Source organism: Alphaproteobacteria bacterium (assembly GCA_035625915.1).
GTDB lineage: Bacteria > Pseudomonadota > Alphaproteobacteria > JACZXZ01 > JACZXZ01 > DATDHA01.
This window is the reverse complement of the sequence record DASPOR010000102.1, coordinates 1-22,117: the sequence shown is the minus strand read 5'-3', so window position 1 is coordinate 22,117 and position 22,117 is coordinate 1. Positions and strand designations below refer to the sequence as shown.

The following is a 22,117-nucleotide window of genomic DNA, read 5'->3' as shown; positions in this document are numbered from 1 at the left end:
GTTTCCCCGGTGCGTCGGGCCTACCGTCGCGCGGGCGTAGATTAACGCTTGGCGAACTGGGTGGCGCCGAAGAGGACCTCTTTTGCTTGTTCGTCCGTCGCGAGGTCGCGACGACGATCGGCCAGCACCTTTACCGCGCGCTGCACCGCCGGACGCGTGTCGATCGCCTGAAACCAGCGCTTCACATTTGGGAAGCTGTCGAGGTCGTGGCCCTGATTGGCAATCGAGCGCGTCCACGGCCAAGTCGCGAAATCCGCGATGGTGAGGTCGTCGCCCGCAAGATACTTTGCCTCGCCAAGCCGCTTGTTCATGACGCCATAGAGCCGTCCGGCCTCGTTTGTATAGCGATTGATCGCGTATTCGATCTTGTCGGCGGCATAATTTCGGAAATGATGGGCCTGGCCGAACATGGGACCGACGCCGCCCATCTGCCACATCAGCCACTCCAGCGTCGTGTACCGCCCGCGCGGGTCCTTGGGCAGGAATTTGCCGGTCTTCTCGGCCAGATAAATAAGTATCGCACCGGATTCGAAGAGGGAGAGTGGCTTGCCGCCGGGCCCCTCGGGATCGACGATTGCCGGAATCCTGTTATTGGGGCTGATCTTGAGAAAAGCCGGGTCGAATTGCTCGCCGCGCCCGATATCGACTGCATGCACCTTGTAGGGCAGCCCGCATTCCTCAAGCATGATGTGGATCTTGTGGCCGTTCGGTGTCGCCCAGGTATATACGTCAATCATCGCCATCTCCGTTCGAACTCGGCTCGTCCTGCGAGCATTGGGGCTTCAAATCGGCGCCGCTTAGGCAAAGGCAAGATACCCCGAACGCATAACCTACCTGCGCGCAGCGCAAAAGGCGATGGCGCCGTACCTATGGAAACGATAGGGCCACGGGGCGAATATCCAACTCGGCTCCGGCGAAGTTGCGTTATCATGGCAAGCGCGTTGTGCGCGAGTTTCGTCGCGTCAATGACTGGAGGGAACCGCGGAGGGCGGACATGGCCGAGACCGTAGAGGGCGCTCACGACGTCAATCCGATGGGAACGGATGGCTTCGAGTTCATCGAGTACACGGCCCCTGACCCCGGCGCGCTCGCGGCACTTTTCGAGCAACTCGGTTTCTCGGCCGTGGCCCGGCACCGATCGAAGGACGTGACCCTTTATCGTCAGGGCGACGTCAACTACATCCTCAATGCGGAGCCGGAGAGTTTCGCCCAGAGCTTCGCGCGCATTCACGGCCCAAGTATCTGCGCGATTGCATTCCGCGTGCGCAACGCCGCGACAGCGCACAAGCGTGCACTCGGACTCGGGGCCTGGAGCGTGCCGGGCAAGGTCGGCCCGATGGAGCTCAACATTCCCGCCATCAAGGGCATCGGCGATAGTCTCATCTATCTCGTCGACCGCTACGGTTCGAAGGGCACCATCTACGACGTGGACTTCGAGTGGATCGAAGGTGTGCCGCACCAACCCAGCGGTGCCGGGTTGACCTATATCGACCACCTCACCCACAACGTCCATCGCGGTCGCATGAAAGAATGGGCCGATTTCTACGAGCGCCTCTTCAATTTCCGCGAGATCAAGTACTTCGATATCGAGGGCAAGCTCACGGGCCTCAAATCCAAGGCGATGACGAGCCCTTGCGGCAAGATCCGCATTCCGATCAACGAAAGCTCGGACGACCGCTCGCAAATCGCGGAGTATCTCGATGCCTATCGCGGGGAGGGCATCCAACACGTCGCCCTTGGAACCGACGACATCTATGGAACCGTCGAGCGCTTGAGGCAGCGCCAGGTGCCCTTCCAGACCGTGCCCGACGCCTATTACGAGCGCATCGATGCTCGTCTTCCCGGTCACGGCGAAGATTTGGCGAGGCTTGCTGCGAACCGAATCCTGGTCGACGGCGCACCGACCAAAGGTGGTGGCCGGCTCCTCCAGATATTCACGCAAAATCTGATCGGGCCGATCTTCTTTGAGATCATTCAACGCAAAGGCGACGAAGGATTCGGCGAAGGCAATTTCCGCGCCTTGTTCGAATCGATCGAGCTCGACCAAATCCGCCGCGGCGTGCTCAAGAACGGCGCGGCGTAGGACGCGATCGCTTCAGATCGAACCACCTCGCCCTTCGATCTTCTCGCCGCGCCTAAGGCGGGCGTCAGTCCACCCGCACCGCGTCGTAATGGAGCGGCTTTTCATCCCACCGCTTCAGGAGCTTGCGCGCTTCCGGCAGAATGACCGAACCCTTGCCGTCAGCGCCTGCGAAACCGCGCACGGCCTCCATCGAATCCCAATAGGTTACGACGAGAAATTCGGTCTCGCTCTCCTTCGGCATGCGCATCAAGTAAGCATGCCGGTAGCCCGCGTGCCGATGAAAACTCGGCAGCGTTGCCTTCAAGAATTTTTCGAATGCGTCCCCGTCCTCCAGCTCGGTCCAGCCGTGCCACACTCGACCGATCATTGTCCCTCCTCGGCTCCCGCCGTCGTTGCCTTCAATGTGAGGTTAACAGAGTGCTCCGCATCGGGCTGTCAAATTCGTGGGTATTTCTCGGCCAGGGCACGCGCGTAAGTCAACGCCGGCCGCCAGCCGTTCTGCTCCTTCGTGATAAGGCGAGGCTTTCCGCGATCAGCGGTCGAGCGTTTTCCTCAAAAGCTCGTTCACCATCTTCGGATTGGCCTTGCCGCCGGTCGCTTTCATGACCTGGCCGACGAGCCAGCCGACGACTCCCTGCTTGCCGCTCTTGTACTGCTCGACCTGGCCGCGATTGTCGGCGATCACCTTCGCGATGGCGTTTTCGATCGCCCCGGTGTCCGTGATTTGCTTGAGGCCCTTCGCCTCGACGATTTCGCGCGCCGATTTTCCGCTTGCGAACATTTCATCGAACACGTCCTTGGCGATGCGACCGGAAATCGTGCTGTCCGCCAGGAGATCGAGGAGCTCGCCAAGCGAGCCCGCGGAAACCGGCGACGCGAGCACATCCTTGCCCGCCTTGTTGAGCCGGCCGAAAAGTTCCGAGATCACCCAGTTGGCGGCAAGCTTGCCGTCGCGACCCTTCGCCACCGCTTCGAAATAATCGGCACTCGCGCGCTCGGCCACCAGCACGCTTGCGTCGTAGGGCGTTATGCCGAAATCCTGGATGAAGCGCGATTTCTTGGCGTCGGGCAGCTCGGGCAACGTTTTGCGGATCCCCTCGATCCAATCGGGCTCGAGCTCGAGCGGCAGAAGATCGGGATCGGGGAAGTAACGGTAATCGTGCGCCTCCTCCTTCGAGCGCATTTCGCGCGTCTCGCCGCGTTTGGAATCGAACAGCCGCGTCTGCTGGACGACAGTGCTGCCGTCTTCGATCAGTTCGACCTGGCGGCGCGCCTCGAACTCGATTGCAGCCTGCACGAAACGGATCGAGTTCACGTTCTTGATTTCGCAGCGCGTACCGAGGGGTGCTCCCGGCTTGCGCACCGACACGTTGACATCAGCGCGCATCGAGCCCTCTTCCATGTTGCCGTCGCACGTGCCGAGATAGCGCAGGATCGAGCGCAGCTTACGCAAATAGGCCCCAGCCTCCTCGGCAGAGCGCATGTCCGGCTTGGAGACGATTTCCATGAGGGCTACACCCGCACGGTTGAGATCGACAAAGGTGCGTCGCGGGTCCTGGTCGTGGAGGCTCTTGCCCGCGTCCTGTTCGAGGTGAAGTCGCTCGATGCCGACCTCGCGGCTCGAGCCGTCTGGCAGGTCGATGACGATCGTCCCCTCGCCCACCACGGGCTGCTTGTACTGGGAAATCTGATACCCCGCCGGCAGGTCCGCGTAGAAATAGTTCTTCCGGTCGAAGATCGATAAGCGATTGATCTTGGCGTTGAGGCCGAGGCCGGTGCGCACCGCCTGCTCGACGCATGTCGCGTTGATCACGGGCAGCATGCCCGGCATTGCGGCGTCGATGAAAGAGACCTGCGTATTGGGCTCGGCACCGAATGCGGTTGCAGCTCCCGAAAAAAGCTTTGCCTCCGAGATGACTTGAGCGTGGACCTCGAGGCCGATGACAATCTCCCACGCCCCCGTCTTGCCCTCGATGTGTGCGGCCATCGCTTATGCCCTCCCCGCGATGAAGCCGGGCGTGGCCGTGAAATTCGCAGCCTTCTCGACCACCGCTGCGGCCCGCAGGACCGTCTCCTCGTCGAAGGCTCGGCCGACGATCTGGAGCCCGAGGGGCAGGCCGTCGGCCGAAAGTCCAGCAGGCACCGACACACCCGGAAGACCCGCGAGATTTGCCGGCACCGTGAAAACGTCGTTCAGATACATCGCGATCGGATCGTCCATTTTCTCGCCCACCGCGAAGGCGGCACTTGGCGTGCTCGGCGCCAGGATCACATCCACTTTCGTGAAGGCTTCCGTGAAGTCGCGCAGGATCAGGGCGCGTACGCGCTGGGCCTTGATATAATACGCGTCGTAATAGCCGGCGGAGAGCACATAGGTTCCGATCATCACGCGCCGGCGGACTTCGCGCCCAAAACCCTCGGCGCGCGTGTTCTCGTACATATCGATGAGGTCCTCGCCCGGCACCCTCAAGCCGTAACGCACGCCGTCATAGCGCGCGAGGTTGGACGAGGCTTCGGCCGGCGCAATGATGTAATAGGTCGGGAGCGCATATTTCGTATGAGGCAGGCTGACGTCGACCGGCTCAGCGCCTGCGTCGCGCAGCCACTCGATACCCTGCTGCCAAAGCCGGTCGATTTCGCCGGGCATTCCGTCGACCCGGTACTCCTTCGGGATGCCAACCTTTAGGCCCTTCGCGGACTTTCCAACGGCCGCCTCGAAATCCGGCACGGCCACGTCGACGGAGGTCGAATCCTTGGGATCGTGTCCGGCCATGGCGCGCAGCATGATCGCCGCGTCGCGCACCGTGCGCGTCATTGGCCCGGCCTGGTCGAGCGAGGACGCAAACGCGACGATACCCCAGCGCGAGCAGCGCCCGTAGGTCGGCTTCATTCCGACGATGCCGGTGAATGCGGCCGGCTGGCGAATTGACCCACCCGTATCCGTCCCGGTGGCCCCAAGGGCGGCACGCGCGGCAACGGCGGCCGCTGAGCCGCCCGAGCTTCCGCCAGGAACGAGCGAACGATTGTCGCCGCGACGCCGCCACGGGTTTTCGACCGGGCGGTAATAGCTCGTCATGTTCGACGAACCCATGGCGAACTCGTCGAGGTTCGTCTTGCCGAGCATGACCGCACCGGCACGCCACAAATTCGCGGTCACCGTCGATTCATAGGGAGGCTTGAAGCCGTGGAGGATGTGCGACGCCGCGGTGGTGAGAACACCCTCGGTGCAAAAAAGGTCCTTGATCGCGACCGGCACACCCTCCATCAGCCCGCCCTCGCCTCGCTTGAGCCGCACGTCGGACTGTGTGGCCATGGCGAGCGCCCGCTCGGGTGTTTCGGTGATGAAGGCATTGAGCGGACGAGCGGCCTCGACCGCTTTGACATGGGCCTCGGTCAACTCCCGTGCCGAAAGGCGCCGACTTCTGAGGCCGTCGCGCGCACTTGCAATGGTCAGGTCGGTGAGCTCGGTCATTATTCGACCACCTTCGGGACCGCGAAGAATCCGTGCGCGGGCTCGGGCGCATTGACCAGCACTTTCTCGGAATAGCCGCCGTCGGTCACCGTGTCCTTTCGCCACGGCAACTTGGCGTCGACAATGCTGGCGAGCGGGGCGACCGATGACGTGTCGACCGCGTTAAGCTGCTCGATCCAATGGAGGATCGTGCTCAGCTCCTGGGCGAGTGGCGCCACGTCGTCGTCCTTGAGCTTGATCCGCGCAAGACGCGCGATCTTACGAACCGTCTTTTCGTCAACGGACATGGGTATTTCCCGAATCGCTCGTTAAGTTGGCGCCGGCTGCCACCGGCCGCAATCCGGGCCGGAAACTATCACCGGCAGGACAGTGTCGCAACAAAACCCCTTGGTGCGGCCATGCCGCTATCTGCTTCTGCGGCGCTTGCCCCCCGAACAGGCGAGGTCTATTCACGTCCCGATGTCTGGTCCTGCCCCCACACTTTCCATGGGTGAACTCAAGGCGAAGCTCTTGCGCGGCAAGCGGCTCCTCGGCCTCGATGTCGGCGAAAAGACGATCGGCCTCGCACTCTCCGACACCACGCTGGCCATCGCCTCGCCTATGGCGACCCTTTTTCGCGCCAAGTTCGCAAAGGACATCGAGCGCCTTCGCGCGGTCGTGGCTGAGCAAGGGGTGGGCGGATTCGTGATTGGTTTACCTATCAATATGGACGGCAGCGAGGGGCCGCGGTGCCAGTCGGTCCGCCAGTTCGCGGCGAACCTCCACGAGAAGATCGATCTGCCCTTCGTTTTCTGGGACGAGCGTCTATCGACCGCCGCCGTCACGCGAACGCTGCTCGATGCTGACATGTCTCGCAAACGCCGCCGCGAGACGGTCGACAAGATGGCGGCCGCCTATATCCTCCAAGGTGCCCTCGACGCGGCACGGGGTTGAGTCTGTTGCCGCTTTCATTGCCTTGCGATATAGACCGCACCCATGCCCGGACCGCTCCACGGCCTGCGGATTTGCGACATGACGCGCATCCTCGCCGGCCCCTCCATGACCCAGTTGCTCGGCGATCTCGGCGCCGACGTGATCAAGATCGAGCGTCCGCGCGAGGGCGACGACACGCGGAAATGGGGGCCACCTTATCTGAAGGATGTCGAAGGCCGCGATACCAGCGAAAGCGGCTATTTTCTCGCCGCCAACCGCAACAAGCGCTCGGTCACGATTGACTTCGCACGGCCCGAGGGCCGGGCACTCGTCGAAAAGCTCGTCGCACGCTCGGACGCGCTTACGGAGAATTACAAGGTCGGCACCCTCGCCCGTTACGGCCTCGGCTTCGAGGACTTGAGGAAGATCAAGCCCGGCCTCGTCTATTGCTCGATCACCGGCTTCGGGCAAACGGGACCTTATGCTCCGCGCGCAGGCTACGATCTCCTGGCCCAGGCAATGGGTGGGATCATGAGCATTACCGGTGAGGCGGACCGCGATCCCGTGAAGGTGGGCGTTGGTGTCGCCGATCTCATGGCGGGCATGTACGCCGCAGTCGCGATTCTCGGCGCCCTTCGCCATCGCGATCTGACCGGCGAAGGACAATTCATCGATATCGCCCTTCTCGACACCCAGGTCGCTTGGCTCGTGAATGAAGGCGAGAATTATCTCATGACCGGAAAGATCCCGGGTCGGCGCGGCACGGCGCATTCGAACGTCGTACCCTATCAGGTCTTTCCGACCGCGGATGGCTACGCCATTCTCGCCTGCGGCAACGACGGTCAGTTCCAAAAGTTCTGCGAATTCGCCGGCCAGCCGGAACTCGCCGCCGATCCACGCTACGCAACGAACGAGGACCGGGCCGCCAATCGCGATACCCTCATCCCGCTCGTGCGCGAGATCATGAAAACGAAACCCTCCGCCCACTGGATCGACGGGCTCGCCCTCCTCAAGGTACCCTGCAGCCCCGTCAATACGCTCGACAAGGTGTTTGAGGACCCGCAAGTGCGCGCTCGCGGGATGACGATCGAGATGGCGCACGAGTTTGCTGGAACGCCCCTGACGCTGATCGCGAATCCGATCAAGATGTCCGCCACAGCTCCCGAATATCGTTTTGCCCCACCCTATCTCGGCCAGCACACGGAGGAGGTGCTGCGCGACGTGCTGGACCTCACGGCCGAAGAAATCGCCGAGTTGAGGGCCAAGGCGATCGTCTAATCGAAATCCCGCGCGCCGGCATACCGTGCGTCGGCAAAAGCCTACCCATCAGTGCGTGTGGTCGCCCGACTTTCGCCGCGGCCGTCGAGAGGTTGTCCCGGCCACCTCCTCGACGATCTCCGTCGTGAGTTCGAGCAACCGGTTCGAGCTGTTGCGCGCCTTGGCATCGCTCACGCCGTCCGAACCAGCCATCGCTTTGCGAGGACTGACTGAGGTACTGGCATCGTGGAGGCCGGCATAGAAATAGTCGGGCGAAACGCTGAATAATCCGGAAAGCGCGAAGATCTGGCTCGACAGCAATTCCCTTGCCCCGCTTTCGTAAGCCGCAAGCTCGTCCCGCCCAACGCCGAGATATCTTGCGAGGAATGCGCTCGGAATGCGGCACTGCAGCCGTCTACGGCGAAGCCGCGCTCCGATATGAGCGTCAATTCGCTTGGCTGCGTGCGTCTTGCGGGGTTTCGTGCTGCGTCGCTCCGGCATTGGTCTTCTTTCCCGATTGGGCCTTGTGCATGGCCCCGTCATTGCGGTCGAGGTTCCTGTTGAACCGAACCCGCCCGCCGGCCGAGGGCAGGCCGCGAGTGCAGGACCATAACCCATCCGGCTTTTCTTGTGCTGCGAAATCACTTGCATATTATGAGAACATTACTATCTGTGGTTATAAACGCATATCCGTTGGATGGCTGCGGCATTCAGCTTGAGCCGGCGCTGCTCGGGCGGCATACGGATTTCTCCTTGCCGAATGGCCGCGACGAACCTTATAGGAGTTAGCGGCGTCGGATGGGTGTTGGCTTCGCACGGTCGATGCTTGTCGGACCGACCGCCGACGCGATGGACCGACTTGGTCGGACGTAAGGGGCGAGTTGCTAGGCAACGTGGGGCAATGACGGAACTGCGCAAGCGGGCGGCCTCCAACCCGACAATTCGCCCTGCCACGGTTGAGGACATTCCGGCCCTGGTGGCCCTCGAGAACCGCACCTTCTCGAGCGATCTGGTGAGCGCGCGCAGCTTCCGCCAGCTCATGACGCGGGGAAATGCCATTACGATCGTCGACGAGGTGCGTGGCCGCGTTCGCGGATATGCGCTCCTCCTTTTCAAGAAGAAGAGTGCGGTAGCCCGCCTTTATTCCTTCGCGGTCGACCGCGCCCATCGGGGCCGCGGCATCGCCAAGGCGCTCTTGGCAGAGACCGAGTGTGTTGCGGTAGGGCGCGGCTGCCGTTTCCTGCGCCTCGAGGTGCGCAAGGACAACGCACCGGCCCAGGCCCTCTATCGCAAGTTCGGCTATCGGGAAATCGGGACCATCGCCCGCTTTTACGAAGACCGCATGGCAGCCCTCAGGATGGAGAAACGGCTTGTTGCGGAGGGGAGCCGGCCTCCTGGGGCGGTACCCTATTACCCTCAAAGCCTCGGCTTCACGTGCGGTCCGGCGGCGCTGATGATGGCGATGGCCACCCTGAATGCCCGCATCGAGCCGAACCGTGCGCTCGAGCTTCGTCTCTGGCGGGAATCGACGACTGTCTTCATGACTTCCGGTCACGGCGGAGCGAGCCCATTCGGCATGGCGCTCTCCGCCCATGCGCGCGGTTTCGAGGCCGAGGTACAGGTGAGCGACCGCCGCACGCTCTTCGAGGACGGCGTGCGCAATCCCGCGCATAAGGAAATCGTTCGCCTCGTCCAGCAAGATTTTCTCGACGAGATGCGCAAACACAGGATACGACTCACGGTCGGACGGATCACGGCAGCCAGTCTGATCCGCGAATGCCGGGCCGGCGGCGTTCCGATCATCCTGGTCAGCGCCTATCGGATCGACCGGGACCGGCAGCCCCACTGGGTGGTGATGACAGGATTCGACGAAAGATTTATTTACGTGCATGATCCCGCGGTGGACTGGAAAGGTCGCCGGACCACGACCAACTGCAGCAATATGCCGATCGCGATAAAGGACTTCGAGCGAACGGCCCGTTATGGCCGGGCGCGGCAAAAGGCGGCTCTGGTGATACGCGAGCGTAAGGCCGGCGTATGACGGCACACATCGTCGTCGTCGACCGGCGGGCTGATTTCAAATGGGACGATGCTGGGCACCCGGTGGTGACCGCGCGTGAATACCTGTCGCGCCCGGATGCCTTCATGTCGCGCTATCCGCGCATCATCAATCTCTGTCGCGACTATGAATATATGAGCTTCGGCTACTATTGCTCGCTGCTGGCCGAGGCGCGAGGTGAGCGGGTCATTCCCGCGGTCTCGACGATTCTCGATCTTTCCAAGAAGTCGATCTACGGCCTCGCCCTCGACGAGCTCGACGAGCTTCTCGAAAAGATGGCCAAGAAGCCGGGCGCTGCACCGAGCGGACCCTTCTCGCTTTTCGTCTTCTTCGGCTTCACGGAGGATGACCGCTATCAAGAGCTGGCCCATCAGATTTTCGATCTCTTCCGCTGCCCGCTCCTCAAAGTCGGGATCGAAGTCGCACCCAAATGGCGCGTCGCTTCGATCCGCCCCGTGCCCATCAATGAGCTCAAGGCCGAGCAGGAGCCCCTCTTCCAGAAGTCCCTGGACGCCTACACGCGAACCGCCTGGCGGCGGCCAAAGAGCAAGTCCCCAGCGCGCTACTACATGGCGATCCTCCAAAATCCCCAGGAGCAGCTTCCTCCCTCCTCCACGCGCACGCTTCAGAAGTTCGTCAAGATCGGCGAGCCGATGGGTCTCGAGGTCGAGCTTATCGAGAAGAAGGACTATCACCGGCTTGCGGAATACGATGCCCTCTTCATCCGCGAGACGACGTCCCTCGATCACCATACCTACCGCTTCGCCAAGAAGGCGGAATACGAAGACATGGTCGTGATCGACGATCCGACCTCGATTCTGCGTTGCACGAACAAGGTCTACCTCGCCGAACTCATGCGCTCGAACCGGGTACCGACTCCGCGCACCCTCGTGGTCGACCGCGTTCGCATGGCCGAAATCGAGGTCGAGTTCGGCTATCCGCTGGTGCTCAAGATCCCCGACGGATCGTTCTCGCGCGGTGTGGTCAAGGTCGAGAACAAGCAGGAGCTCAAGGACGTCTCGACCGAGCTCTTCCGCAAGTCCGAGCTGATCATCGCCCAGGAGTTCATCCCGACGAAATTCGACTGGCGCATCGGTGTGCTCAACGGCCGGCCGATCTATGCCTGCCAGTACTTCATGTCTCGCAATCACTGGCAAATCGTGAAGTACACCGCGAGCGGGCGCTTTTCCGAAGGTGGGTGCAAGACGCTGGCGATCGAGGAAGCGCCCCCCGCCGTGGTCGAGACCGCGATCAAGGCGACCCGGCTGATCGGCGATGGATTATACGGCGTCGACCTCAAGGAGACCGAGCGCGGCCCGGTCGTTATCGAAATCAACGACAATCCGTCAATCGACATGGGGGTCGAGGATTCGGTCCTCAAGGACGAGCTTTACCGCATTATTCTTGGCGAGTTTCTCCGTCGCCTCGACGCCCAGATGGAGCCGTCGCGGCCGGGCAACGGTGCGGCCAACGGTGCGGGAAACGGCGACGCCCACGTCCCCGGCCTCGGCGAGCCTCGCCTTCCCTTCGAAATCACCCGCAAGGTGTCGGATTCCTCGGGCCGCTGAAGGTCAGATTTGCGCGGGATGCCCTCCCGCGATCATGCGGTCGACCAACGCAATCAGCAGAGGATCGCGCCTTTCACCGGACTTCATGACGCGCGTGAGTGAGAGAGGGCTCGACGCGGTTGAGTGTAATGCGATCCTACGCGCGGGCGCGTTTCGTTGAAGGCTTACGAGACGCCTTACGAGCGGCAGCGGCTGCCTTACGAGCTGCCCTACGGGCGGCGGCCGCCGCCTTTGCCGAGGCAACATGGCGGATGGCTATCCGAGCGGCCTTTTTGCCGGGATAAATTGGGTAGGGCTTGATCAGGCTTTCGGCGGGAATGTGCCACTTTTTGGTGAGCTTCCAAATCGCCTCGAGCGTCAGGTGACGCTTGCGATTGAGGATTTCAGAGGCACGCGACTTCGAACCTATCAGCGCTGCAAAATCGGACTGCTTGTATCCGCCCATCTCCATGCCGAGCTTTAACGCCTCGATCGGATCGGATGCTTCAATCGGCCAGTGCTTGCGCTCGTAATCCTCGATCACAAGCGCGAGCAGGTCGAATCGATCGCCTGCGGGCGTGCCGGGCTCCGGCTCTTGGTCGAAATACTGCTCAATCTCCTTGAGCGCTGCATCATAGTCGGCCTCGGTCCTAAGCGGACGAATTTCGGTCATCATCACACGGTCTCCGCGTCGATCTTGTCATAATCCGCGTGGGTACCCACAAATTTGATGAGCACGCGCCTGAACCTATACGCAACATGGACGACAAGTCGGTATTTGTTGCCGCCTATGTCGAATATGAGCCGATTGTCAGCAACGAAATCGACAGCCGCACCAAACTGGGCCTTGGCGTCCGCCGGTGTCGCCCAGACGGCCTTCTCGACCGCCGCGAACCAAGCAACCAGGGGCACTTTTGCTTGCGGATGCTTTTGCCAAAAGAGCCTGAGCGTGCGGCGAGCGATAATCTGCACCATCAAAAATATAGCAAGTTCCACGTTTGGGAACAAGCACGAAAATTCCCAAAAGTGGAACATCAGGGCCGACCAAGCCCGGGACCGCGATGGGCTGACATGCGTTAATTCGCCGACCGAAGATGCGAACCAGCCTCGACCGCGATCACGCGCGCGACCTATGCCTTGCGAGAGAGGTGCGGCGCGACATATAGTGCCGCTTTAATGACCTTGAGCGCCCCCGACCCCTCGCTTCGCTTCCCGCACCGGCATCTCCTGGGAATCGAGGGCCTATCGGCGGCGGAAATCACGCTTCTCCTCGATCTCGCCGACTCCTACGTCGATCAGAACCGAAAAGCCGACAAGAAGAGCACCGGCTTGCGCGGCCGCACGGTGATCAACCTGTTTTTCGAGAACTCGACCCGCACCCGCACCTCGTTCGAGCTTGCGGGCAAGCGCCTAGGCGGCGACGTGATCAACATGTCGGTCGGATCGAGCAGCGTGAAGAAGGGCGAGACGCTCATCGACACGGCGATGACGCTCAACGCCATGCACCCGGACGTTCTCGTCGTCCGCCATTTCGATTCCGGTGCCGTCAAGCTCCTGTCCGAGAAGGTGAACTGCGCCGTCATCAACGGCGGCGACGGCAGCCACGAGCACCCGACTCAGGCCCTGCTCGATGCCCTGACGATCCGCCGGCGGAAGGGGCGCATCCGAGGACTGAACGTCGCCATCTGCGGCGACATCCTTCATAGCCGCGTCGCGCGCTCGAACATCCACCTCCTCAACATAATGGCGGCCAAGGTGCGCGCCGTGGCCCCGCCCACGCTGCTTCCCTCTAAGGTCGAAGAATTGGGGGTCGAGGTCTTCTATGACATGAAGCGCGGGCTCAAGGATGTCGACGTGATCATGATGCTTCGCCTTCAGACCGAGCGCATGCACGGTTCCTTCGTGCCGTCGATCCGGGAGTATTTCCACTTTTTCGGCCTCGATTATGCCAAGCTCGAAGTCGCCAAGGAGGACGCGATGATCATGCATCCCGGCCCGATGAACCGGGGTGTCGAGATCGACAGCGAGGTCGCCGACGATATCGGCCGCAGCGCCATCCATGAGCAGGTCGAGATGGGGGTCGCGGTCCGCATGGCGTGCCTCGACTTGCTGATGCGGCACGACATGCGCTCGAACGTGGGCGGCGGCAACGGTTCGGGCGCATGAGCATACCGCTCGACAAGCGCCCCGGCCGAATCGCCTATGTGAACGCGCGCTTGCTCGATCCGGCGATGGAACTGGATGGGCGCGGGGCACTCTTGACCGAGGGCGAGACGATCGCCGATTTCGGCCCGCGTCTCTTCGCAGATGGCGTGCCCGAAGGCGTGGAGCGCATCGATTGCAGGGGCGCTTGCCTCGCACCCGGCCTCGTCGATATGCGCGTGCAGCTTCGAGAGCCCGGCGAGGAGCACAAGGAGACGATCGCGACCGCGAGCGAGGCAGCCGCCGCGGGCGGGGTCACCGCGATGGTCTGTCTTCCCAATACCGACCCCGTGATCGACGATGTGGCCGGGGTCGAGTTCATCGCGCGCCGCGCACGGGAAGTGAAGCTCGTCAAGGTCTATTGCCATGCAGCCCTCACCCAGGGTCTCGAAGGGACGCAGCTCAGCGAGATCGGCCTTCTCAAGGAAGCAGGCGCCCTCGCTTTCACCGACGGGCTCCAGGCGGTTGCAAATGCGCTGGTCATGCGCCGTGCGCTGAGCTACGCGCGCACGTTCAACGCCCTCATCATCCAACATGCGGAGGAACCCGTGCTTGCCGAGGGCGGCGCCATGAACGAGGGCATCGTCGCGACGCACTTGGGCTTGCCCGGCATCCCGGCCGCCGCGGAATCGATCTTGCTTGAACGCGATCTGCGTATCGTCGCCCTCACCCAGGGCCGCTATCATGCCGCACACCTCTCGACTGCCGACGCCGTCGACGCGATCCGCCGCGCCAAGCACGCGGGGCTCAAGGTCACCTGCGATACGGCACCCCATTATTTCACGCTCGACGAAACGGCGGTGGGCGATTATCGCACGTTTGCCAAGGTTTCCCCGCCGTTACGCGTTGAATCCGATCGTGCGGCGATTGTCGCCGGTCTTGCGGACGGCACAATCGATGCGATCGCATCCGATCACGCGCCCCACGACCAGGATAGCAAACGTCAACCCTTCGCCCAGGCGGCTGCCGGAATCATCGGACTCGAAACCTCGCTCGCCTTGTCGCTGGCGCTCTATCACCAGAAGAAGGCGAGCCTGCTTCAAATCATGGCCGCCCTTACCTGCAAGCCCGCGGATCTCTTGGGCCTCGCGGCCGGCCGTCTTGCGAAGGGTGCAGCGGCGGATCTCGTGCTGTTCGATCCCGAGGCGCCTTGGACGATCGAAGAAAACAAGTTCCGCAGCAAATCGAAGAACTCGCCTTTTTCCGATCGGGAGGTCAAAGGCCGCGTTCTGCGCACCGTCGTCGACGGCAGGCCAGTTTTCGCGGCGGAGCACTGAGGACATACGCCGATGCCCTCCCCGCTTGGGAATTTCGCCTATACATGGCCCTTCCTTGCCGCGGCACTTGCGGGCTACCTCCTGGGCTCGGTCCCCTTCGGTCTCGTGCTTACGCGCATGGCCGGGCTTGGCGATATCCGAAAGATCGGCTCGGGCAATATCGGGGCGACCAATGTCCTCCGTACCGGCAACAGGGCGCTTGCCGCCCTTACGCTGATCCTCGACGGCGGCAAAGGTGCTGCGGCCGTGGCGATCGCGACTCGCTTCGGTCCCGATATGGCGGTCTTGGCAGGCGGTGGCGCTGTCGTCGGCCATCTCTTTCCCGTCTGGCTCAGATTCAAAGGCGGGAAGGGCGTCGCGACGGGCCTCGGCGTGCTCTTGGCGGCGGCACCCTTCGCCGGCATCGCGGCATGCGCCACGTGGCTCGCGATGGCAGTCCTTTTTCGCTATTCCTCCCTTGCGGCATTGACGAGCTTTGCGCTCGCCCCGCTATACGGCTGGCTCGCGGAAGGTCCGCAGATGGCCCAGCTCGCAGCGTTCATCGCGGTCCTCGTCATCCTTCGCCACCACGCAAACATCCGGCGCCTTCTCAAGGGAACGGAACCGAGGCTCGGAAAAAAGCACTGAAAAAACGTAAATTCTACACCCACTGATCGCTGCATTGACTTGAACGAATAGTTGTACTATCGTTTTTGTACTCAACATATACTTGCATGAACCCCTAATATTTGGGCTTGCGTTAAAGTGGGAGAGTTACACATGAACGAGATGAAACCTCGCCAAGCGAACGGGCTTGTACGCGAACTGACGATCGAGGAATTGGAGGCGGTGTCGGCCGGCGGGTTATGGGGTGCCGCCAAAGCCGTTGGCCATGCTGTCGTCGTCGCCGCGAAGGCGGTCGGCAGGGTCTTTTCCCCGAACCTCTTGTAGGAGCTAACAGCAGGCGGCCCGTGCCCCCCGATGGTACGGGGGAGGGTAACGTCAGGCAACCAAGGAAAAAAGGGGTCAGCCTGGATTTCACGTGAAGGTTGACGATCCCGTGAGGCTTCGCCATTTTCGCGCGATGCCCGGCTCGACCCCGTTTTCCCCTAACGAGCGCCTCGACTGGCTGCGCCTGATCCGAACCGAGAATGTCGGGCCCGTCACGTTTTACCAACTCCTGGCGCATTACGGTTCGGCGCGCTCAGCCCTCGAATTTCTCCCCGAACTCGCCCACCGCGGCGGGCGCCGACAGTCGCTCCGCATTCCTTCCCGCGCTGACGGCGAGCGAGAACTAGCGGCCATCGAGGGTTTGGGCGGGCGCATTATTTGCCGGGACGAACCCGGCTACCCCGCACCGATGCGCGCCGTCGAAGACGCCCCACCCGTTCTCATTCTGCGCGGCACGCTCGACCCCGCAGGCAAACGCACGATTGGAATCGTCGGTGCGCGTAACGCGTCAGCCAGCGGACGGCGCTTCGCGCGTCAACTCGCCCATGAAATCGGAGCAGCCGGTATTTTCGTCATCTCGGGGCTTGCACGCGGGATCGACACGAGTGCCCACGAAGGATCGCTCGAGACCGGGACCATCGCCGTCATGGCGGGCGGCGTCGACATCGTCTACCCCGAGGAGAACCGCGCCCTCTATGGCGAAATTGTCCGGCGAGGCATTGTCGTCTCGGAGATGCCGCCGGGGACTGTCCCCCAAGGACGGCATTTTCCGCGCCGGAACCGGATCGTGTCCGGATTTTCGCTGGGGGTCGTCGTGGTCGAGGCGGCAGAGCGGTCCGGCTCACTGATCACGGCCCGCTTCGCGGCGGAACAGGGCCGGGAGGTGTTCGCAGTGCCCGGCTCGCCGCTCGACCCGCGCTGCAAAGGTACCAATGCGCTTATTCGTGACGGTGCTTATTTGACCGAGTCGGCATCCGACGTGATTGCGGTGCTCGACGCCATGGGCCGCCGCGCGCTCACCGAGCCCGGCGACCCACCGAAATTTACCGCCCCGCAAGCGGCTGGCCCCGAGACGGAGCTCTCGATGGCACGCCGCCGCGTTCTCGAAGCACTCGGGCCAACGCCGGTTGCGGTCGACGAAATTCTTCGGCAGACACAGCTGACGAGTGCCACGTTATCGATGGTCCTCCTCGAGTTGGAACTCGCCGGGCGACTTGAGCGGCATCCTGGAAATCGTGTGAGCATATGCGCGTAGGCATTGGGTTTTCGCCATTGCTTTTCGGGCGTGCCGTGGCGATATGGATAACCGGACTCGAACTCGAATGAGCACCCCAGAGACTTGATTCGACCTTATAAATCACATTAACGTAATATACATAACATATTGGTATTTGTTTTATTTTATCATTTTCCGATACACTAGAAACCGGGTGCGCTTGCTCTCGTACGGAAAACCATTTAGCCTCCCGCCCCTTTGTTGCACTGCGGGCATATGCTGAATGACTGACGTCGTCGTCGTCGAATCTCCAGCCAAGGCCAAGACCATCAACAAGTACCTCGGCAAGGGCTACGTGGTGGTGGCGTCCTATGGTCATGTACGCGATTTGCCGCCCAAGGACGGCTCCGTCCGGCCGGACGAGGACTTCGCTATGTCGTGGGAGGTCGATGGCGGTTCGGAAAAGCACATCCGCGCCATTGCGAGTGCGGTCAAGGGTGGGGCGCGCCTTTTCCTGGCGACCGACCCTGACCGGGAAGGCGAAGCGATCTCCTGGCATGTGCTGCAACTCCTTAGGGAGCGCAACGCAATCAAGGACGTCGACGTCAAACGCGTCGTCTTCAACGAGATCACCAAGGACGCCGTGCTCGACGCCATGTCGCATCCGCGCGACGTCAATCGCGAACTGGTTGAGGCCTATCTTGCCCGCCGCGCCCTCGATTACCTCGTCGGATTCACGCTTTCGCCGGTACTGTGGCGCAAGTTGCCCGGAAGCCGTTCCGCCGGCCGCGTGCAATCCGTCGCCCTTCGCCTCGTCTGCGAGCGCGAAGCGGAGATCGAGAAATTCAAGCCCCAGGAATACTGGACAATCGACGTCGAGTTCCGCACGGTACAGGGCCAAGGGCTGACGGCTCGCCTCACCCATCTCAACGGCAGGAAGCTCGACAAATTCGACCTCGGCGACAAGGCGAAGGCCGATGCCGCCGTCGCGGCCATCTTGCGCGGGGACTATTCGATCGCCAAAGTCGAGCGCAAGCAGCAGCGGCGGCACCCCTACCCGCCTTTCACCACCTCGACGCTGCAGCAGGAAGCCTCCCGTAAACTCGGCTTCGGCGCCTCGCGAACCATGCGAATCGCCCAGCGCCTTTACGAAGGTGTCGATCTCGGCGGCGAAACCCAGGGCCTCATCACATATATGCGCACTGACAGCGTCTCACTCGCCAACGAGGCGGTCGGCGCGACGCGGCGGTTGATCGAGCAGCAGTACGGCAAGAACTACCTCCCGGATCAGCCGCGCCGTTACAAGACGAAAGCCAAGAACGCCCAGGAGGCGCACGAAGCGATCCGACCGACCGATCTTTTCCGCCGCCCCCAGGACGTGGCGAAGCACCTCGACGAGGATCAGCGCCGGCTTTACGAGCTCATCTGGCTGCGCACGGTCGCAAGCCAGATGGAAAGTGCGGTTTTGGACCAAGTGATCATCGACATCGCGGACAAGTCGGGGGCTGCCGTCCTGCGCGCCACCGGGTCGATCGTGCTGTTCGACGGCTATCTGCGTCTCTACCAGGAAGGCCGGGACGATCCGGCCGAGGACGACGAAGAGGGGCGTCGCCTGCCGCAAGTGAAGGAAGGCGAAGCCGTGGCGCGCGGCGACATAAAGCCCGAGCAGCATTTTACCCAACCCCCGCCGCGTTACACCGAAGCGAGCCTCGTCAAGCGGCTCGAGGAACTCGGCATTGGCCGGCCCTCGACCTATGCCAGCATCCTTCAGGTGCTTCAGGATCGAAAATACGTTCGCCTCGAGAAGGCGCGCTTCGTGCCGGAAGATCGCGGGCGCATCGTGACCGCGTTCCTGGAAAGTTTTTTCCAGCGCTACGTCGAATACAACTTCACCGCCGACCTCGAAAACAAGCTCGACGAAATTTCGGACGGGCGAATCGATTGGAAGCAGGTCCTGCGCGAGTTCTGGATCGATTTCAGCAAGGCCGTCGCAGGCACCAAGGATCTTTCGATCACCCAGGTCATCGACACATTGAACGAGGAGTTGAGCCCGCATTTCTTTCCCCCGCAGGAAGACGGCAGCGACCCACGCCTCTGTCCTGTCTGCCGGGCCGGAAAGCTCGGCCTCAAGCTCGGCAAGTTCGGCGCCTTCATCGGCTGCTCGAACTATCCGGAGTGCCGCTACACCCGGGCACTCGAAGTGGCGAGCAACGGCAATGGCGGCGGGCCGGCTCTCGAAGGCCCGAAGGAGCTCGGCGTCGATCCTGGATCGAAGAAACCTGTCTATCTGCGCAAGGGACCCTACGGCTATTACGTCCAGCTTGGCGGCGAGCTAAACGGCAACGGCAATGGGAATGGTGCGGCCGATAGCGCGCAGGCTGAGGCGTCGCCGACGGCCGAAGCGGAAAACGGCGAAGGGGCTCCGGGCAAGCGCCGCTCACGCAAGAAAGCCAAGTCGCCGCCCGCTGAAAAACCGAAGCGGGTTTCGCTGCCGCGCGGTACCAAGCCCGAGGACATGACGCTTGAGCTCGCCGTTCAACTTCTTTCGCTGCCGCGCGAAATCGGGACTCACCCCCAAACGGGCAAGCCGATCAGTGCGGGCCTCGGCCGTTTCGGGCCGTACATCAAGCATGAAAACACATTCAAGAGTGTGGGATCGATCGAGGACGTATTGACGATCGGCCTCAACCGGGCGGTCGATCTCCTGAGCCAAGCCAAAAGCCGCGGGCCCGCGGCCCTGCGCGATCTCGGACCGCATCCCGGGGATGGAACCCCCGTGCGCATCATGAAAGGCCGATACGGCGCTTACATCAAGCACGGCTCGGTCAATGCGACGCTTCCCAAAGACGCCTCACCGGAAACGCTCACCATGGAGCAAGCAGTGCAGCTCCTTGCAGCGCGCGCGGCGGCCGGGGTCGGCAATAAAGGACCTCGCGCACGGACGAGCAGGGCGGCGGTCAAAGGGGCAAAATCGGCCAAGTCCGGAGCGGCGAAGGAAAAGGCCGCGAAGGCAGCGCCTCGACGGAAAAATGCGGCGACGATTACGGACGCCGAATAGAAAGTAGCACTTGGCCAATCAACGACCGAAACAGAAGCCCGCTCCCCTCCCCACGAGGGAGGCGCTCTTGGCCTATATTCGCGAGAGCCCTATCCCGCTCGGCAAGCGCGAGATTGCGCGCGCTTTCCGCATTACCGGCTCGGAGCGAATCCAGCTCAAGGCCATGTTGAAGGAGCTCGAGCGCGAGGGCGCCCTTGGACGAAATACCGGCCGCCGCTTCGGCCCGCCCGGCCGCTTGCCGGAGATCGCGGTCGTCGAGGTGACGGGAACCGACCAGGACGGCGAGGTCCTCGCTAAACCGATCGCCTGGGAGGGTGCCGGCCCACCGCCGCGGATTTACATGGCGCCCGATCGGCGCGGAACGCCGGCGGTCGGGCCTGGAGATCGCATACTCGCTCGGCTCAAGCATATCGGTGCGGGCAAGTACGAAGGTCGCACGATCCGCCGGATTTCCGAGGCGCCGGGTAAGGTGCTCGGCGTTTTTGCGCTCGGGCCGGACGGGGGCCGCATCCGCTCGACCGATAAGAAATACAAGGCGGAATACCGTGTCGCCCTCGAGGACTCCGCGGGGGCCAAGGAAGGCGAACTCGTCCTTGCCGAGGTGTTGCACGGCGTGAGGCTCGGCCCACGTCCAGCACGCATCGTCGAGCGCCTCGGCGATATGGGAAACCCCCGCTCGATCAGCCTCATTTCGATCTTCGCGCGCGGCATCCCCGTCGATTTTTCCCATGATGCATTGATGCAGGCTGAACGCGCCGGACCCGTGCGCGCGGAAGGCCGCGCCGATCTCCGCGACACGACACTCGTGACGATCGACGGTGCTGACGCACGCGATTTCGACGATGCCGTTTGGGCCGAGCCGGACAGCGACCCGTCGAACCCCGGCGGGTGGCATTTATTGGTCGCAATCGCCGATGTCGCCCACTACGTCCGCCCTGGCGATCCCCTCGACAAAGCCGCGAGCGAGCGCGGCAACTCGACCTATTTTCCCGACCGTGTCGTGCCGATGCTTCCCGAAGGGATCTCGAACGGATGGTGCTCGCTGAGGCCCGGAGAGGAGCGCGGCTGCATCGCCGTCCACATGTGGATCGACGCGCACGGTATCAAGCTTCGCCACCGCTTCGTGCGCGGCGTGATACGCTCGGCGGCCAGGCTTACCTACGAGCAGATGCAGGCGGCACGGGACGGACGGCCCGACCCGCTGACCGCACCCCTTCTCCCGGGCACGATAACACCGCTCTATGGCGCCTATGGCGCGCTCCTCGAAGCCCGCGTCGCGCGCGGGGCGCTCGATCTCGATCTTCCGGAGCGGCAGGTCATCATCGGCGAGCACGGCCATATCGACAGAATCGTGCCGCGGGCTCGGCTCGACAGCCATCGGCTGATCGAGGAATTCATGATCGCCGCGAATGTTTCGGCCGCTGAAACCCTCGAGGAAAAGCGCGCGGCTTGCATGTACCGCGTGCACGATGCGCCTGCACCCGACAAGATCGATAGCCTGCGCGAGTTCCTGGCAAGCCTCGGCTACAAGCTCGCGAAAGGCCAAGTGCTGCGCCCGAAACACTTCACGCAAATTCTCGATAAGGCGGCCGGAACGCCCCATGCCCAACTGGTGAGCCAAGTGGTGCTGCGAAGCCAGGCGCAGGCGACCTATAGCCCCCACAATATCGGACACTTCGGCCTTGCCTTGAGGCGCTACGCGCATTTCACGTCGCCGATCCGCCGCTATGCCGATCTCCTCGTCCATCGAGCACTTGTATCGGCCCTTCGCTTCGGCCCGGACGGTCTGCCAGCAGACGCCGAGGCAACATTCGAGACTGTCGGTGAACATATTTCGATGACCGAGCGGCGATCGGACGCGGCTGAACGGGACGCCCAGGACCGCTTCATCGCGGCGTTCCTATCGGCTAGGGTCGGGGCAAGTTTTTCGGGCCGCATCTCCGGCGTCACGCGCTTCGGCCTCTTCGTCACATTGGATGATACGGGCGCTGACGGGCTGGTCCCGATCCGAACGCTTCCCGACGATTACTATATCCACGACGAAGCGCGCCATCGGCTCGTCGGCCGGTCCACCGAGAGGGTTTATGTCCTGGGCGACATCGTG

Annotated in this window: 20 protein-coding genes; 12 read left to right on the top strand and 8 right to left on the bottom strand. The window is 62.5% G+C overall.

Going from position 1 to position 22,117, the window contains the following annotated elements:
* Positions 1 to 41: 41 nt before the first annotated feature.
* Positions 42 to 737, bottom strand: coding sequence for a glutathione binding-like protein (locus VEJ16_08265; protein ID HYB09651.1), 696 nt, complete (start codon positions 735 to 737; stop codon positions 42 to 44).
* Between the two features lie 257 nt (positions 738 to 994).
* Here VEJ16_08265 and hppD point away from each other — a divergent pair, with 257 nt between their 5' ends.
* Complete coding sequence (gene hppD / locus VEJ16_08260; GenBank protein ID HYB09650.1) at positions 995 to 2,083, top strand: 4-hydroxyphenylpyruvate dioxygenase; 1,089 nt, start codon at positions 995 to 997, stop codon at positions 2,081 to 2,083.
* A 64-nt stretch (positions 2,084 to 2,147) separates the two neighbouring features.
* On the opposite strand, the gene VEJ16_08255 is transcribed toward hppD, so the two are convergent.
* From VEJ16_08255 to gatC, 4 genes are all read right to left on the bottom strand, one after another.
* Complete coding sequence (locus tag VEJ16_08255; GenBank protein ID HYB09649.1) at positions 2,148 to 2,450, bottom strand: antibiotic biosynthesis monooxygenase; 303 nt, start codon at positions 2,448 to 2,450, stop codon at positions 2,148 to 2,150.
* 165 nt (positions 2,451 to 2,615) lie between these two features.
* Positions 2,616 to 4,070: an Asp-tRNA(Asn)/Glu-tRNA(Gln) amidotransferase subunit GatB gene (gatB, locus tag VEJ16_08250; protein ID HYB09648.1), complete on the bottom strand. Its 1,455-nt coding sequence runs from the start codon at positions 4,068 to 4,070 to the stop codon at positions 2,616 to 2,618.
* Between the two features lie 3 nt (positions 4,071 to 4,073).
* Positions 4,074 to 5,555, bottom strand: a complete 1,482-nt coding sequence (gatA, locus tag VEJ16_08245; protein HYB09647.1) for an Asp-tRNA(Asn)/Glu-tRNA(Gln) amidotransferase subunit GatA — start codon at positions 5,553 to 5,555, stop codon at positions 4,074 to 4,076.
* On the bottom strand, positions 5,555 to 5,842 hold the full coding sequence (gatC, locus tag VEJ16_08240) for an Asp-tRNA(Asn)/Glu-tRNA(Gln) amidotransferase subunit GatC (protein ID HYB09646.1): 288 nt from the start codon (positions 5,840 to 5,842) through the stop codon (positions 5,555 to 5,557). Before gatC ends, gatA begins: the two co-directional genes overlap by 1 nt.
* A gap of 172 nt (positions 5,843 to 6,014) precedes the next feature.
* Between gatC and ruvX the strand changes: the two genes are divergently transcribed.
* On the top strand, positions 6,015 to 6,488 hold the full coding sequence (ruvX, locus tag VEJ16_08235) for a Holliday junction resolvase RuvX (GenBank protein HYB09645.1): 474 nt from the start codon (positions 6,015 to 6,017) through the stop codon (positions 6,486 to 6,488).
* 42 nt (positions 6,489 to 6,530) lie between these two features.
* Complete coding sequence (locus VEJ16_08230) at positions 6,531 to 7,745, top strand: CaiB/BaiF CoA-transferase family protein (GenBank protein ID HYB09644.1); 1,215 nt, start codon at positions 6,531 to 6,533, stop codon at positions 7,743 to 7,745.
* 48 nt (positions 7,746 to 7,793) lie between these two features.
* On the opposite strand, the gene VEJ16_08225 is transcribed toward VEJ16_08230, so the two are convergent.
* Entirely contained in the window at positions 7,794 to 8,225 is a 432-nt protein-coding gene (locus VEJ16_08225; protein HYB09643.1) for a helix-turn-helix transcriptional regulator, read from the bottom strand.
* 400 nt (positions 8,226 to 8,625) lie between these two features.
* Here VEJ16_08225 and VEJ16_08220 point away from each other — a divergent pair, with 400 nt between their 5' ends.
* On the top strand, positions 8,626 to 9,765 hold the full coding sequence (locus VEJ16_08220; GenBank protein HYB09642.1) for a GNAT family N-acetyltransferase/peptidase C39 family protein: 1,140 nt from the start codon (positions 8,626 to 8,628) through the stop codon (positions 9,763 to 9,765).
* Entirely contained in the window at positions 9,762 to 11,351 is a 1,590-nt protein-coding gene (locus tag VEJ16_08215) for a RimK family protein (protein HYB09641.1), read from the top strand. Before VEJ16_08220 ends, VEJ16_08215 begins: the two co-directional genes overlap by 4 nt.
* A 136-nt stretch (positions 11,352 to 11,487) precedes the next feature.
* Here VEJ16_08215 and VEJ16_08210 read toward each other — a convergent pair whose 3' ends face one another.
* A complete protein-coding gene (locus VEJ16_08210) occupies positions 11,488 to 12,006 on the bottom strand; it encodes an XRE family transcriptional regulator (protein HYB09640.1) in 519 nt (172 codons plus the stop codon).
* Positions 12,006 to 12,302 carry a type II toxin-antitoxin system HigB family toxin gene (locus VEJ16_08205; GenBank protein HYB09639.1) on the bottom strand — a complete coding sequence of 99 codons (297 nt, stop codon included), beginning with the start codon at positions 12,300 to 12,302 and terminating at the stop codon, positions 12,006 to 12,008. Before VEJ16_08205 ends, VEJ16_08210 begins: the two co-directional genes overlap by 1 nt.
* A 204-nt stretch (positions 12,303 to 12,506) precedes the next feature.
* Here VEJ16_08205 and VEJ16_08200 point away from each other — a divergent pair, with 204 nt between their 5' ends.
* The 7 genes from VEJ16_08200 to rnr form a co-directional block, all read left to right on the top strand.
* Complete coding sequence (locus tag VEJ16_08200; protein HYB09638.1) at positions 12,507 to 13,496, top strand: aspartate carbamoyltransferase catalytic subunit; 990 nt, start codon at positions 12,507 to 12,509, stop codon at positions 13,494 to 13,496.
* Positions 13,493 to 14,809: a dihydroorotase gene (gene pyrC, locus VEJ16_08195; GenBank protein ID HYB09637.1), complete on the top strand. Its 1,317-nt coding sequence runs from the start codon at positions 13,493 to 13,495 to the stop codon at positions 14,807 to 14,809. The genes VEJ16_08200 and pyrC overlap by 4 nt, the downstream gene beginning before the upstream one ends.
* Before the next feature lie 12 nt (positions 14,810 to 14,821).
* The gene (gene plsY / locus VEJ16_08190) at positions 14,822 to 15,436 is read left to right on the top strand and encodes a glycerol-3-phosphate 1-O-acyltransferase PlsY (protein HYB09636.1); all 615 of its coding nucleotides are present in this window, start codon (positions 14,822 to 14,824) and stop codon (positions 15,434 to 15,436) included.
* 132 nt (positions 15,437 to 15,568) lie between these two features.
* Positions 15,569 to 15,739: a hypothetical protein gene (locus tag VEJ16_08185; GenBank protein HYB09635.1), complete on the top strand. Its 171-nt coding sequence runs from the start codon at positions 15,569 to 15,571 to the stop codon at positions 15,737 to 15,739.
* Positions 15,740 to 15,830: 91 nt separating this feature from the next.
* Positions 15,831 to 16,994 carry a DNA-processing protein DprA gene (gene dprA / locus VEJ16_08180; protein ID HYB09634.1) on the top strand — a complete coding sequence of 388 codons (1,164 nt, stop codon included), beginning with the start codon at positions 15,831 to 15,833 and terminating at the stop codon, positions 16,992 to 16,994.
* Between the two features lie 244 nt (positions 16,995 to 17,238).
* Complete coding sequence (gene topA / locus VEJ16_08175; protein ID HYB09633.1) at positions 17,239 to 20,013, top strand: type I DNA topoisomerase; 2,775 nt, start codon at positions 17,239 to 17,241, stop codon at positions 20,011 to 20,013.
* 10 nt (positions 20,014 to 20,023) lie between these two features.
* A partial coding sequence (rnr, locus tag VEJ16_08170; GenBank protein ID HYB09632.1) for a ribonuclease R occupies positions 20,024 to 22,117 on the top strand: 2,094 nt, incomplete at its 3' end.